The following is a 13,425-nucleotide window of genomic DNA, read 5'->3' as shown; positions in this document are numbered from 1 at the left end:
TACAACGCCCAAAAGAACATAGCAACAAAATTCGTGCCAGCTGTCAGGCTTTAGCGCTGAACAACAAGCTGCTTGCATCATTCAAACTATTGGCCAGCTTCAGGACTTCTTCGTTGGGGATCTGGCGAACCACCTCACCCGACTCACTGGCAATGACTTTCACAACCACTTGCCCGGAAGGCTCATCAATCGAGAATTCCAGGTTACGCTTGACCGACTGAACGAACTTTTCAATTTCCTGGACAGCCATCTTCAGCTTGTCCTGTTCAGTCTGGGCAGTCTGGCGCGCGCCCTTGACGTCGACCACTTTCGCGGGCTCCGCTCGAGGCTTTTCCGCAGGCTTATCGGCAACGGTCGTCGCCTGCTTGGCCGCCGGATAAGACAAGTTCAGCTTCACGCTCATATCCATGTCCATCACCTCTAAAAGTGAAAAAGCGAGAGGGCGCCAACAGCGCGCACCCCTCGCCAAAACTCAATCAGCTATTACTGAAGCAGTTTCAGTACAGCGGATGGCAGTTGGTTGGCCTGAGCCAGAACTGCGGTGGAAGCTTGTTGCAGAGTTTGTTGCTTGGTCAGCTGTGCAGTTTCAGAAGCGAAGTCGGTGTCTTGTACGCGACCACGAGCAGCTTCGGCGTTTTCGTTGATGTTCTGCAGGTTGGAGATGGTGCTGGTCAGACGGTTTTGTGCAGCACCCAGGTCAGCACGGCTGGCGTTGATTGTTGCCAGAGCAGCGTCGATCTTGGTCACAGCAGCGGTGAACGAAGCCTGAGCAGTAGCCGAGCTGTTACCAGTGATCTGCAGGGCAGCCGAGTTAACGGACAGAGTTGTTGCGTCGAAGCCGCTGGCCAGAGTCAGAGTGATCTGGTTAGCAGTACCGCTGTTGGAACCAACCTGGAAGGTCATGGTGCCGGCGGTGCCGTCGATCAGGTTTTTGCCGTTCAGGTTGGTCGACTGGGCGATACGAGTCACTTCGTCCGACAGAGCCATGAACTCTTTGTTCAGAGCGGTGCGGTCAGCAGTACCGTTCGAGTCGTTTCGTGCCTGAACAGCCAGTTCACGCATACGCTGCAGAATGTTGGTCGATTCCTGCATCGCGCCTTCAGCGGTCTGAGCGATCGAGATACCGTCGTTGGCGTTTTTGATCGCCATGTTCTGACCGCGGATTTGCGAGGTCATACGGGTAGCGATCTGCAGGCCGGCGGCGTCGTCTTTAGCGCTGTTGATTTTCAGGCCGGAAGACAGGCGGGACATCGAAGTCGACAGGGCATCGGAAGCGCGGTTCAGGTTTTTCTGAACGTTCAACGACGTGGTGTTGGTGTTTACAGTTAAAGCCATGACGAATTCCTCGTTGGTTGGGTACTGCGGCTTCCGGCCCTGGCAACCGCCGGGTATGGCCTAGAGAACCTTCGTAATAGTTATCGTCGCCAATGCAACTTGCTTTAGGGGATTTTCAAAAATATTTGCCATCACGTTGCCACCCCCCACAAATCAAGGGGTTGGCAACGATTTGATTGCGAAAAAATGACGCCAGGGAAACGTCGGCGACAGATTGGCGAGCGTTCGCCGGCACCGAAAGAAGAGAAAATTGCTTAAATGGACAGGCTTTCGGTCAACAACTCGACCAGTTCGTATTCCAGATAATCGGCCAGCGCGAGCCAGTTCTGCGCTTCCTGACACGCAGACAGCTGGCCGAGCAGAGATACCCACTGCTGCTGCGCTTGCTGCGACGCCGAATCGAATGCCGGGTGGACCTCACCGACCAGGTCGGTCATCTCTATTCCGGCTTCGACGTCACTCCCCAGACGGAACAAGGTGGCGCAGTGTTGCGCCTTGGCAATGAAAGACTCACGAACGCTCATGACGCAAACTCCGGATGAAACGTGGTCCCGACGATAATCGCCCCTGCCCGGCTGCTGTTATAGAAGCGCACCTGCGGATGGCCGGCAATAAACCGCTCCAGCTCACACAAGTAGCTGCGGAAGTTGAGCTGCGTCTTGATCCGCTGACCGTGACCATCCAGCACCCAGTGCTTGGCCGCGCCCAGTTGCGGCCCCAGATCGCCATCGTTCCAGCCGGCGTGGGTCTTGTCGCCGGGGAAGGCGAAATCGGCGCCAAACAGCGTGATCTGCGCCGCTCCCATTTTCACCGCCAGGTCTGCCGCCGGATGAATCACGCTGCCACCGACATACAACTCGCCCTTGGTCAATTGTTCGCGCAACGATTGGTAGATGGGGCTGGTGGAGTAAGCGGCATACCGCGCCCCCTGCCAGGCTTGAAGTACCAACGGGGCCAGCATGGGCATGTACACCAGGCGAATGCCGGCCGAATCTTCAGAGGGCAGATGGCGAGCCGAGATGCGTTGATCGATGCTGACCACTATATCCGGGTGAATCCCGTGTTTAAGCAAGGGTCGGTAAGCTGTATCGACGCAAATGAACAACGGCCGTCCTTCCTGCCCGCGAATCGCGCGCAACGTATCGAAGTGCTGCTCCAGGCTTGGGCCGGTGGCAATCACAAAGACCTCCCGCCCCGCTTGCGAGCCAAACAGTTCAGCCACGTCGGCATCGGCGGTCGCGAGCGGCAAACAGGCCTGCAAGCGTTCGATGATCTCAGGCGACTGCGGATTGAACTCACGATTATTGAACGTCAGATGAGTTTCGCTGATCAACCGGTCGCGGATCTTGGCATTGAAGTCATCCGCCAGCACCAGCTCGGACGGCAAGGCAAAAAACGGCAGTTGGATTTCCGCCAGGTCGCCGGCATACAACAGCTCGACGCGAGGGTCGCTGAGCCATTGATGTTGTTCGAGCAACTGCAACACCAGCGCAAACACCGCACCATTGAGAATGTGCACGTACAATCGCTGCAGACTGGCGCGCTCAAGCAACTCGACCTGCAGATCGCCAAGCCCGGTGCCGTAGACATGCAGCACCGCACTGTCGACGGGCAAGCTATCGGCCTGGACCCTGGCCTCGCGAGTGCGATCGTGGCGGCTGGTCAATTGAATGCCGTTGATGCTCAACGTCGAACCCAGGCCTTCCACCAGATCAGCCTGCAACAGGCTCGTGTCTTCAACCAGCAAACGCACAGCCAGTGCCGGCCAACGCTGCTGGATGACGTCGACGTTGCGCTCAAAGAACTCGCTCATGCAGCCTCGCTTTTCGTTCGGGCAAAAAAATAGCGCTCAAGATTACACCTTGAGCGCTATTTTTGTGTCTGGCTTTCTATGACTGAAGCGCCGCCGTCACGGGCGATAAAGAATCGCCGAACCCCATGACAATCCAACACCGAAACCACTCAGCGCGACACGCTTCCAACTGGAATCCAGTACATGTTTTTCCAGCAGCAACGGAATGCTCGACGACACGGTATTGCCGGTCTCGACCATGTCCTTGATGAACTTCTCCGGCTCGCCTTCGAAGCGGCGTGCCACGGCGTCGACAATCGCCGCACTGCCCTGGTGAATGCAGAAGGCATCGATGTCGTCGGCGGTCAGTTGCGAATCGGTCAGCAGCTCATGCAAATGCGCCGGAACTTTGAGCAACGCAAAGTTGAACACCTGACGACCGTTCATGAAGAACACGCCATCGGTCACTTTCAGGTGCGGAGCACCAGAACCGTCGGTGCCGAACTTGGCCTTGCCCAACTGCCAGGGGGCGTTTTCGCCCATCCAGGTCGCGGTGGCGGCATCGCCGAACAGCATGGTGGTGTTACGGTCTTCCGGGTCGACGATCTTGGAGTACGGATCGGCGGTGATCAGCAAGCCATTCTTCAGGCCCGCAGCTTCCATGAAGCCCTTGATCGCGTAGATGCCATAGACGTAGCCGGAGCAGCCCAGGGAAATATCGAACGCTGCCACAGTCGTTGGCAGGCCCAATTTGTCCTGAACGATGGCCGCCGTGTGTGGCAGGCCTTCTTCGTCACCGTTCTGGGTGACCACGATCAGCGCGTCGATCGCTTCACGTTTCAAATCAGGGTTATTGGCGAACAGCGCGTTGGCAGCTTCGACGCACAGGTCCGAAGTCTCTTGCCCGTCGCCTTTGCGCGGCAAGAAAGCCGAACCGATTTTGCCGAGGATGAACTCTTCATCCTTCTCGAATTTTGCACCTTGTGCGTAATTGTCTATGCCGGCTACAGGAACGTAGCTCGCAATGCTCTTTATGCCAATCATTACGGCTTCCCAATAATAAACAGCCCAATACCACCGCTCGTAATGATTCGAGGGGCGCCGACAAGCAGAGAAATACGTCGCCCCGAAAAGGCGACGGCGGGAAGAATAAAAGGCTGTCACTGGGCCAAAAAGCAGGCCAGGCGCCACCTTCCCGATTAATACAATACAGTGAAGATGCGCGTTATGACTCGCAGGTCACGCTAATTTGCCGAATCAACCCGATAAGCTGTTATTCGACCAGCGACCAATCCAGCGGGGTTCCACGCGTGATGGCGTGGCGGGCGCGGCGGCCCAGAAGGGTTTCAGCGTGTTTGGGGGCCAGCCCCAGGCCAGGACGGATGGCTCGCAGGTTGGCTGTGGTGAATGGCTCGCCGGCGGCCATGTCCTGGGTGACATACAGCGATCGGCGGTACACCAGCGATTTGCGCTCGGCGTCAGTCACGCCGTAATGCACCTGCCCCATCGCCTGCCAGGCGCGTTCCGTTTCGATCACCAGGCTTTCGAGTTCGGCCGGTTCCAGCGAGAAACTCGCGTCTACGCCACCGGCCGCGCGGTCGAGGGTGAAATGTTTCTCCACCACTGTCGCCCCCAGCGCCACCGCCGCCACGGACACCCCGACACCCATGGAGTGATCGGACAAACCGATCTGGCAACCGAACAATTCGCGCAGATGAGGAATCGTGCGCACGTTGCTGTTGGCCGGTGTCGCCGGATACGTGCTGGTGCACTTGAGCAGAATCAGGTCCTTGCAACCGGCCTCGCGGGCGGCACGCACGGTTTCATCGAGCTCGGCGATGCTGGCCATGCCGGTGGAGATGATCAATGGCTTGCCAGTGGCGGCCACCCGGCGAATCAGCGGCAGGTCAGTGTTTTCAAAACTGGCGATTTTGTACGCTGGCACATCGAGGCTTTCAAGGAAGTCGACGGCGGTGTCATCAAACGGCGTGGAGAAGGCCAGCATCCCCAGCTCTTTGGCCCGGGCGAAAATCGGCGCATGCCATTCCCACGGCGTATGCGCCTTCTCGTACAACGCATACAACGAAGAACCAGCCCACAGGCTGTTTGGATCCTTGATGAAGAACTCGCCTTCCGATAAATCCAGGGTCATGGTTTCAGCGGTGTAGGTTTGCAGTTTCAAGGCATGGGCGCCGGCCTTGGCCGCCGCTTCGACGATGCGTAAGGCCATGTCCAGCGACTGGTTATGGTTACCACTCATCTCAGCGATGATGAAGGGTGGCGCATCCGCACCGATCAAGCGGTTGCCGATCTTGAAACTAGTCATTGCAGTGATCCTTCAATACGCGCGTAAACGCGCAGGCACTCTGGGTAAAACCGGCTTCGCGAAAGACTTTCAGCGACGGCTGATTGGTCGGCACTACCTGGGCGGTAATCACCTGCAATTGCGGCCAGTGGGCCTTCACAAACGTTTCGCCCCGCGCCAGCAGCGCCCTGCCCCAGCCCAGCCCGAAACGGCCTTCAAACAGATAAATCGAAACTTCGGCTTCAACGCCGCGCCGGTCATATCGCAGCACACCCACCGGGCCGTCATCCGCCTCGGCGATCAACAACAAGCGCTGGGCGTTGCTCAAGCTGGCGGTCAGCCAGTTTTGATGCGATTGCCAGTCGATGACCCCGGTCTCCAGCGACCAGCGTCGCACGGCCTCGGCATTGCGCCCCTCGAACAGCAACCGGGCATCGGCCGGTGTCGCCGGGCGCATCTGCAAAACAGCACCGGCCAATGCGGCAGCCACGCGTTGCGCGCCCCGGCCATCGACCAGTTGCCGGGAATGTTGCGCGAGACTCTGGCGCAGCCCCTGATTGCCAGCGACAAAGCCAATGGCCTGACGCAACTGTTCAACGCTGACCTGCTCGCGAGGCCCCAGATAGACATGGGCGCCCGCCGTCGCCATCACCTCGCCGTTGGCCTGCTGATTATTCGACACGGCAATGCAAATCGTCGGGAGCCCCAGGGCCGCCCGCTCCCAACTGGTGCCGCCACCGGCTCCGATAAACAGGTCCGCTTCGGTCATCAACCGATAGAAGTCGCGGACGAAACTGTGCAATCGCCAGTTCGGACGCTTGGCCGCCAGCGCCTGCATTGGCTCCCAGGCCGGGTTATCGGCACCGGCAACAAAATCGACTTCCAAGTCATGGAAATCCGTCAGCGCCAACATCGCATGGTGAGTCTGCATGGCGGCATCGAAACCACCGAAGTTCACCAGCACGCGTTTGGCCTGCGGTTTGATCTCGATGGCCGGGCAGCTGAATTCTTCGCGCAGCATCGCAAACCGTGGGCCGAGCAAGGCCTGGCAACCGGGCGATAGCAGCGAGGCGTAAGCCTCAGGTGTACCGGACAGGTTTTGATTGAGCAGCAGATCGACATCGTAGGTGCGCGTCGCGAGGTCATCCACGGCCGCAATCCGGGGCGCCCAGCGCCGTGCTGCGCGCTGCCAGTGATGGTCGAGGCCATAGTGATCGACGACGATCCAGTCGAATACCGCCTGGTTTTCCAGTGCCTGCGCCAACGCGTCGATGTCGGCCTGCCACGGCAGCATGGACTCGATGGCTTGCTGCGGGTCTTCATCGGGATAACGATCGGGCAGCGCAAAGGTTTCGAAGCCTTCGCCAGCCAGCATGTCCAACCGATGTCCCGGCAGCCGCCGGCACGCAAACGCCACGTACACCCCTTGCTTGCGCAAGGTTCTGGCCAGTGGCAACAAACGGGCGATATGCCCGCTGCCAATAGTCGGCGAGGCGTCGGAACGAATCAGCACTCTCATTGCAATTCACCGCCGGCTTTCAACGCGGCGTACAAATATTCGGCGCGTTTCCAGTCTTCAGGGGTGTCGATGTCCTGCACCAGATAGCGTGGCAGAATCACCGGCAGGCTTTGTGGCGAGTACAAGGTGTCGCCCCGCAACCATGCCTCGCGGCGGCCCCAGTAGAACTGGCCGGCGTCCTGATAGGCCGGCGGCAAGTCCTGGGAACGGGCGTTGCGAAACTCTGGGTACAACGCGGTCAAGGCCCCTTGGTCGTCGACGGTTAAAGCACGCTGTACCGGGAAACCGAAATCGCACACCGAAAACGCGAAAGACTTGGCCGGGTGCTGCTGCAGAAGCGCCAGCCCTTGTTGCAAAAACCGGGCTTGCAGCAGTGGCGCAGTGGCGTAGATGCAACAGGCAAAATCAAAATCCAGGCCCTGTAACGCTTGCAAGGCATGAGCAATCACCGCCGCCGTGCCGGTGTAGTCATCAGCCAGTTCTGCGGGCCGCATGAATGGCACCTGAGCGCCGCACGCCAGGGCCAGCTCGGCAATCTCCTCGTCGTCAGTGCTGACCACGACTTGAGTGAACAAACCGGAATCGAGCGCGGTTTGAATCGAGCGGGCAATCATCGGAACGCCATCGAACGGCTTGAGGTTCTTGCGCGGGATACGCTTGCTGCCGCCTCGGGCCGGGATGATCGCGACGCTGTTCAAGGACGTTTTTCCAGAAGAAACCAAGTGATGTCATCCACCGGGAATTGCGGGTCGCGATGATAGCCAAAACCGTAGTCGAGCAATTGCAGGTCGCTGTAGCGATCAAGCATTTCACCGGCGAAATCGCGCTTGAACAGCTTGCCGCTGTTGCCGCGATAAGACACCTCCACCGGTGCCGGGTTGTAGTACTCCGCGATCAGGATGTAACGCTCGCTCAGTTCATACAACTGTGCATAGGCGGCGGACAGCAGCTCGGGCGCCAAGTGAATCAGCACGCCCTTGCTCAAGGTCAGGTCATAGCGGCGTGTCCGGGGGAAGTCGAACAGCGATCCATGCCAGATCTGCGCAATGTCCAACGCCTGGGCCTGGGTGCAGGCGCTGGCATTGATCTCCACACCAAACAGCTCGCACCGGGGCAACAGTTGACGCAGCGCCTGCAAATTGTTGCCGGCATTGGTGCCCAACTCCACCAGGCTGTCGATCCGCCCGGCCCGGGTCAGTGCCTTGGCAAACAGCGCCAGGTTAGCCGCCACCAGCGGCTGCCCGACGTTGCGGTCAACGTACTGGTTACCAAAATCGCCCTGCCAGAATTTTTCCTGCTCGGTCAGTCCACGCATCACACATTCTCATCAGCCGCTTTCGCAGTGTTTACTCAGTCAATCGTCGCAATTGCTCGACCACATAATCTTGCTGCTCATCGCTTAGCAAGGGGAACAGCGGCAGGCTGATGGCCTCGGCGTAATAACGCTCCGCTTGCGGGAAGTCACCCTCGGCAAATCCAAGGTCACGATAGTACGGCTGCAAATGCACGGGTATGTAGTGCAGGTTCACACCAACCCCGGCCGCTCGCAACCCTTCGAACACTTGGCGATGGCTGAGACTGATCCGATCTGTCTGCAAGCGAACGACGTACAGATGCCATGCGGACTCGGCCTCAGGCTGAATACCGGGCAAGGTCAGCGGCAGGTGCGCCAGCAAACGCTCATAACGCGCCACCAGTTCACGACGACGCTCGATAAACCCGTCGAGCTTGCTCAACTGAGACAAACCCAGCGCTGCTTGCAGGTCCGTGATTCGGTAATTGAAGCCCAGTTCCACTTGTTGGTAATACCAGGGGCCGTGGCTGGGCTCGGTCATATGCTGCGGGTCGCGGGTCATGCCGTGGCTGCGCAGACGCTGCAAGCGTTCGGCCAGTTCCGGCCGATTGGTCAGCACCATGCCACCTTCGGCACTGGTGATGATCTTGACCGGATGGAAGCTGAACACCGTCATGGCGGCAAACTCACCACAGCCCACCGGGCGCCCGGCGTAGGAAGCGCCGACCGCGTGGGAAGCGTCTTCGATGACCGTAAAACCGTAGCGCTCAGCCAGTTCGGCGATCATACGCATGTCACAGCTTTGACCCGAGAACGCTACCGCCACCAGCACTTTAGGCAGCGTATTGTTCTCTTCAGCGGTTTCCAGCTTCGCTTTCAGGGCGTGGGTGTCAAGGTTCCAGGTCAGCGGATCAATGTCGACGAAATCCACCTCCGCACCGCAATAACGGCCGCAGTTGGCCGAGGCCAAAAAGGTGTTCGGCGTGGTCCACAAACGGTCACCCGGCCCAAGCCCTGCCGCCAGACAGGCAATGTGCAGCGCCGCTGTGGCGTTGCACACCGCGACGGCAAAATCGGCCTGGCAACGTTCGGCCATGGCCTGCTCGAAACGCTCGATGGTCGGCCCTTGCGTGAGCCAGTCAGACTGCAACACGGCAACCACCGCGTCGATGTCTGCCTGATCGAGGCTTTGCCGACCGTAGGGAATCATGCCGGCAGCTCTGCGTGCAGGTCAGCGATCTGGCCCACGGACAAGAAATGTGGATTGGTGTCAGAGCGGTACTCGAAGTCTTCGCTCACGGGCTTGCCCTGCTCACCCAGCTTGTCCACGGCAAAATCCACATCGACGCTGGTGAAGCGCACTGATGGCTGAATCGTGTAGTGGTCGGCGAATTCCAGGGTCATCCGCGCGTCGTCCAGCGGCACCATCAGCTCGTGGAGTTTTTCACCCGGTCGAATCCCGACGTGCTTGTGCGGCAAGTGTTCAGCCATGCCCAGCGCCAGATCGACAATGCGGATCGACGGGATCTTCGGCACGAACACTTCACCACCGTGCATGCGCGCGAAGCTGTCGAGTACAAACTGCACGCCGTGATCCAGGGTGATCCAGAAGCGGGTCATGCGCTCATCGGTGATCGGCAGTTCGGTTGCGCCTTCGTTGATCAGCTTGCTGAAAAACGGCACCACCGAGCCCCGCGAACCGGCAACGTTGCCGTAGCGAACCACGGCGAACCGGGTTTGCTGTTCGCCGGCAATGTTGTTGGCCGCAACGAACAGTTTGTCCGACAGCAACTTGGTCGCGCCGTACAGGTTGATCGGGCTGGCCGCCTTGTCCGTGGACAACGCCACGACTTTTTTCACGCCGTTATCGATCGCTGCGGCGATGATGTTTTCTGCGCCGTTGACGTTGGTGCGGATGCACTCGGTCGGGTTGTACTCGGCTGCCGGCACTTGTTTCAGGGCGGCGGCATGCACCACGTAATCGATGCCGCGCATGGCCTGGCGCAAACGGTCGGCGTCGCGCACGTCACCCAGGAAGTAGCGCATGCACGGGGCATTGAACGTCTGCTGCATTTCGTACTGCTTGAGCTCGTCGCGCGAGAACACGACGACGCGCTTGGGCTGGTATTGCTCCAGCAGGCGACGGATGAAATTGCGTCCGAACGAGCCGGTGCCGCCGGAGATGAAAATCGATTTACCGTTAAACATGCCTTGAGTCCTTGTACCTGTCAGCCAGGCTTAAGCGAGCAACTGCGCCCAGTTCACACTGGACGCTGCGCCGAGGGTAAAGCCCTTGCCGGTCAAGGCCAGGTTCTGGTTGTACGCCACATCCTGGGTGAAGCGTGCGCGCCACTTGTCTTGCAGGGCGGCAGCCGTTTGCGGTGCATCCGGCAACAGGCCCGGGTGCAGCATCTGGGCTTGAGGGCACCAGACAATCAGGTAACCGGCGTCTGCGGCTTTCAGGCACAGGTCGATGTCGGCAAACGCTTCATCGAAATGTTCTTCGTCCAGCCCACCGACGGCTTCATACAGATCCTTGCGAATCATCATGCAAGCCCCGGACACGGCCGAGTAGTTCTGCTCGACCAGGTGACCGTTCATGTAGCCCTTGGCATCTTTGCGCTCACCGATAAACATCGAACCGACCACACCATTGAAGCCCAGCACCAGACCGCCTTGCGTGGTAACGCCACGGAAATCCATCAGTTTGGCACCTACGATCCCGACTTCCGGACGCTGGGCCTGGTTCAGCAAACTGTCGAGCCAGTTGGAGTTGACCACTTCAACCTGGGCCGACATCAACACCACATACTTGCCCTTGGCTTCAGCGACCGCGAAGTTGTGCAGCGCCGAGGCGCTCAGACGTTCACCGGTGCGCAATATGCGCAAGCGATCACTCTTGCCGTCCAGGCTGGACAGCCAGGCTGCCAGTTCTTCGGACTGACTGTGATTGTCGGCGATCAGAATTTCGTGCTGCTGGTAACGGGTACGTTGCAGCACGCTGACCACGGCGCGTTGCAGCGTCTCCAAATTGTCCTGGCTGTGCAGGATGATCGAGACCTTTGGCCGCTCGCTGTGCTGGTAATCGATCTGCCAGGTCTGCGCCAGCTCGGAGCTGACTTGACCGCGGTAGCCGCGGGCCGTCAGGTGTCGGGTCAGGGTTTGACGCTCGTGAGGGTTTTCCTCTGCGGACGGTGCATTGCAGATCAGCAGCGGCTCAGCCAGATGCGCCAGGCCACCGAGCCCGCCGTCTTCGATCAGGCGCAACAGCAGGTCGAACTCCAGCGCCGACATGTATTCAGCCGAGTAGCCACCGGCGCCCACCAACACGTCACGCTGGATCAACCAGTGCCGGGCCATCATCGACGGCACGGTTTGCAGCAGATCAAGATTGACGCCCGGACGGAACACATCCGCCAGGGAACCATTGTCCTGGCGCTGGATTTCGTCCATCGCCACCGCACGAACGCCTTCGGCACCCATCAGTTCGAGGCTGGCGCGCAGCAGGCCACTGGCGGTGAACTGATCACCAGCCTCGGCCAGTACCAGCCAGTCGGCGGTGGACTGGTTAACGCTCTGGTTGAGGCGTTCGACGTAGTTGTTGGCCGTGACTTTGACGAAGTGCACAGTGTCACGCGACGTGGTGGTCGCCGGCAAATCGCCGGTGGTGAACACCACGACTTTGAACGCCTTGCAGTGACCTCCGGCCAGACTGTCGAAGGTGGCCTGCAACTTGACCATGTCCGCATCGAGATCCAACAGCATGATGCCGAACTGCGGGCCACCATTACGTTTGCGCAGCTGCGCCGCAATCACTTTGAGCTGTTTGGCATCCGGGTTGCGAGCCTCCAGCCAGTTCAGCAGACGCCCGGACGGCATGTTTTCGAACAACGATTGTTCGTCCTGTGCCGGCACCGACGCCAGACGGTCTGCCCAGGCTTGCAGCTTGAGGCCTTCTTCCGCTTCTTCTGTGCCCTTGAGCGACTCGACCAGACGCGAAACCACCGTGCGGTTGAACGCATAGAGGCTCAAGGCCTCCCACAAACGACTGCGCAAAGTGCGCTCGTTGTCGTTGGGATGAACGCGCATCAACTCATGCTGTTTGAGCAAAATGCCTTCCAGTTCCTGCAACTGATAATTGGCGGCAGGCATGGTGTGCAGAAGGAATTCGAACTCAGTCAGCAGATCGAAAACCGGCTGGTTATAGAACGGCATCTCGACAAATTGCAGTTGACCAAACAGACGCTCCGGCTCTTCGCCGGCTTTATGCCAGGCCGAATTGAAAATGGCCGTTCCCTTGAGCGAGCGGGTGTTACTCAGGCAGTCAGCCATGGTGGCGAAACTGTCCAGCGCAACCTGCTTGCCCTCAGCCAGAGTCTTGTGGCTCATACCGGTCGGTAGCGACGCCAGAAACTCGGCAAAGCGCTCGCGGTCGGCAACGGTTTTGGCGTCCTTGAACGTCAACACCGTCAGTACGTTGGTGTTGTGCTCCGTGGCACCGTAAGTGATTTCCCGCACAGCGAACGGAATCGGCAGGATCCGCGCCTTGGCACGCGCGAGCATGTAATAGGCATGCCCGATTTCCTGCCACTCGAAGCTGGTGCCCGGCAGTAACGTGTTGTGCCAGTCCTGCAGCAACTCGGTACGGCTGACCGCGTAGAACGGCGGCAGGAAGTGCCCCATGAATTGCATCAGGCGCTCTTCGGCGTTATCCGAGCAGTAATCTTCCGGCCCCTTGCGGTCACGGCGGAAATAATCCACTTGCGTGGCGCGCGCCAGGTACATGATCCCGTAGCCGTGGCACATGCCGTAGTCGGCGTTGTCTTCCAGAAACTCCAGGGACTCGGTCACCGCGTCGTGAATCAGGAAATCATCGTCGGCCGACAGCACCATGTACGGTGTAGTGACCTGATTGACGCCAAAGGCGAGTTTTTCCTGCAACCCGGTATAGGTGAATTGCGGCAGATGCCGGTAATCAACCATAGGGTAATCACGGGCGATGTTCTCGTCGATTTTCAGCGAAGAGTCCAGCACCAGGATCTGGCAGGGATAGCTGCTGTAATACTGCAAGGTGCGCCGCAGGTAGGCGTTGCGGTTGTGGGAAATCACCACCACCGTCAATCGTTCATTCAGCGGTGCCACATCATTTCGAGCAGTGTTTTGAACGCGCATATTTCTAT

General features: G+C 59.0%; 12 protein-coding genes. All 12 read right to left on the bottom strand.

Features of this window, described 5'->3' with window-relative positions:
• Positions 1–43 precede the first annotated feature (43 nt).
• Complete coding sequence (locus LOY55_RS07615; protein WP_109786407.1) at positions 44–409, bottom strand: flagellar protein FlaG; 366 nt, start codon at positions 407–409, stop codon at positions 44–46.
• 74 nt (positions 410–483) lie between these two features.
• On the bottom strand, positions 484–1,335 hold the full coding sequence (locus LOY55_RS07610) for a flagellin domain-containing protein (protein WP_109786406.1): 852 nt from the start codon (positions 1,333–1,335) through the stop codon (positions 484–486).
• A gap of 254 nt (positions 1,336–1,589) precedes the next feature.
• Positions 1,590–1,859, bottom strand: a complete 270-nt coding sequence (locus LOY55_RS07605) for a hypothetical protein (protein ID WP_109786405.1) — start codon at positions 1,857–1,859, stop codon at positions 1,590–1,592.
• Positions 1,856–3,148, bottom strand: a complete 1,293-nt coding sequence (locus LOY55_RS07600; RefSeq protein ID WP_258667848.1) for a motility associated factor glycosyltransferase family protein — start codon at positions 3,146–3,148, stop codon at positions 1,856–1,858. The genes LOY55_RS07605 and LOY55_RS07600 overlap by 4 nt, the downstream gene beginning before the upstream one ends.
• A gap of 96 nt (positions 3,149–3,244) precedes the next feature.
• Positions 3,245–4,171, bottom strand: a complete 927-nt coding sequence (locus LOY55_RS07595; RefSeq protein WP_109786403.1) for a ketoacyl-ACP synthase III — start codon at positions 4,169–4,171, stop codon at positions 3,245–3,247.
• Positions 4,172–4,400: 229 nt separating this feature from the next.
• Positions 4,401–5,453, bottom strand: coding sequence for a pseudaminic acid synthase (pseI, locus tag LOY55_RS07590; RefSeq protein WP_223522582.1), 1,053 nt, complete (start codon positions 5,451–5,453; stop codon positions 4,401–4,403).
• A complete protein-coding gene (gene pseG / locus LOY55_RS07585) occupies positions 5,446–6,951 on the bottom strand; it encodes a UDP-2,4-diacetamido-2,4,6-trideoxy-beta-L-altropyranose hydrolase (RefSeq protein WP_223522581.1) in 1,506 nt (501 codons plus the stop codon). The genes pseI and pseG overlap by 8 nt, the downstream gene beginning before the upstream one ends.
• The gene (pseF, locus tag LOY55_RS07580; protein ID WP_223522580.1) at positions 6,948–7,649 is read right to left on the bottom strand and encodes a pseudaminic acid cytidylyltransferase; all 702 of its coding nucleotides are present in this window, start codon (positions 7,647–7,649) and stop codon (positions 6,948–6,950) included. Before pseF ends, pseG begins: the two co-directional genes overlap by 4 nt.
• Positions 7,646–8,266: a pseudaminic acid biosynthesis-associated methylase gene (locus tag LOY55_RS07575; RefSeq protein WP_223522579.1), complete on the bottom strand. Its 621-nt coding sequence runs from the start codon at positions 8,264–8,266 to the stop codon at positions 7,646–7,648. Before LOY55_RS07575 ends, pseF begins: the two co-directional genes overlap by 4 nt.
• Before the next feature lie 31 nt (positions 8,267–8,297).
• The gene (gene pseC / locus LOY55_RS07570; protein WP_109786399.1) at positions 8,298–9,455 is read right to left on the bottom strand and encodes a UDP-4-amino-4,6-dideoxy-N-acetyl-beta-L-altrosamine transaminase; all 1,158 of its coding nucleotides are present in this window, start codon (positions 9,453–9,455) and stop codon (positions 8,298–8,300) included.
• Positions 9,452–10,453: a UDP-N-acetylglucosamine 4,6-dehydratase (inverting) gene (pseB, locus tag LOY55_RS07565; RefSeq protein ID WP_109786398.1), complete on the bottom strand. Its 1,002-nt coding sequence runs from the start codon at positions 10,451–10,453 to the stop codon at positions 9,452–9,454. Before pseB ends, pseC begins: the two co-directional genes overlap by 4 nt.
• A gap of 30 nt (positions 10,454–10,483) precedes the next feature.
• On the bottom strand, positions 10,484–13,417 hold the full coding sequence (locus LOY55_RS07560; RefSeq protein WP_223522578.1) for a TIGR00180 family glycosyltransferase: 2,934 nt from the start codon (positions 13,415–13,417) through the stop codon (positions 10,484–10,486).
• Between the last annotated feature and the right edge of the window lie 8 nt (positions 13,418–13,425).

This window comes from Pseudomonas sp. B21-040 (assembly GCF_024748695.1).
Taxonomy (GTDB): domain Bacteria; phylum Pseudomonadota; class Gammaproteobacteria; order Pseudomonadales; family Pseudomonadaceae; genus Aquipseudomonas.
The sequence above is the reverse complement of the archived record's forward strand: the minus strand, read 5'-3'. Positions and strand labels throughout refer to the sequence as shown.

Bases quoted from the DNA above. Each gene is read 5' to 3' on its own strand.
- LOY55_RS07615 (WP_109786407.1), bottom strand. From the start codon at position 409: ATGGATATGAGCGTGAAGCTGAACTTGTCTTATCCGGCGGCCAAGCAG.
- LOY55_RS07610 (WP_109786406.1), bottom strand. From the start codon at position 1,335: ATGGCTTTAACTGTAAACACCAACACCACGTCGTTGAACGTTCAGAAA.
- LOY55_RS07605 (WP_109786405.1), bottom strand. From the start codon at position 1,859: ATGAGCGTTCGTGAGTCTTTCATTGCCAAGGCGCAACACTGCGCCACC.
- LOY55_RS07600 (WP_258667848.1), bottom strand. From the start codon at position 3,148: ATGAGCGAGTTCTTTGAGCGCAACGTCGACGTCATCCAGCAGCGTTGG.
- LOY55_RS07595 (WP_109786403.1), bottom strand. From the start codon at position 4,171: ATGATTGGCATAAAGAGCATTGCGAGCTACGTTCCTGTAGCCGGCATA.
- pseI (WP_223522582.1), bottom strand. From the start codon at position 5,453: ATGACTAGTTTCAAGATCGGCAACCGCTTGATCGGTGCGGATGCGCCA.
- pseG (WP_223522581.1), bottom strand. From the start codon at position 6,951: ATGAGAGTGCTGATTCGTTCCGACGCCTCGCCGACTATTGGCAGCGGG.
- LOY55_RS07575 (WP_223522579.1), bottom strand. From the start codon at position 8,266: ATGCGTGGACTGACCGAGCAGGAAAAATTCTGGCAGGGCGATTTTGGT.
- pseC (WP_109786399.1), bottom strand. From the start codon at position 9,455: ATGATTCCCTACGGTCGGCAAAGCCTCGATCAGGCAGACATCGACGCG.
- pseB (WP_109786398.1), bottom strand. From the start codon at position 10,453: ATGTTTAACGGTAAATCGATTTTCATCTCCGGCGGCACCGGCTCGTTC.
- LOY55_RS07560 (WP_223522578.1), bottom strand. From the start codon at position 13,417: ATGCGCGTTCAAAACACTGCTCGAAATGATGTGGCACCGCTGAATGAA.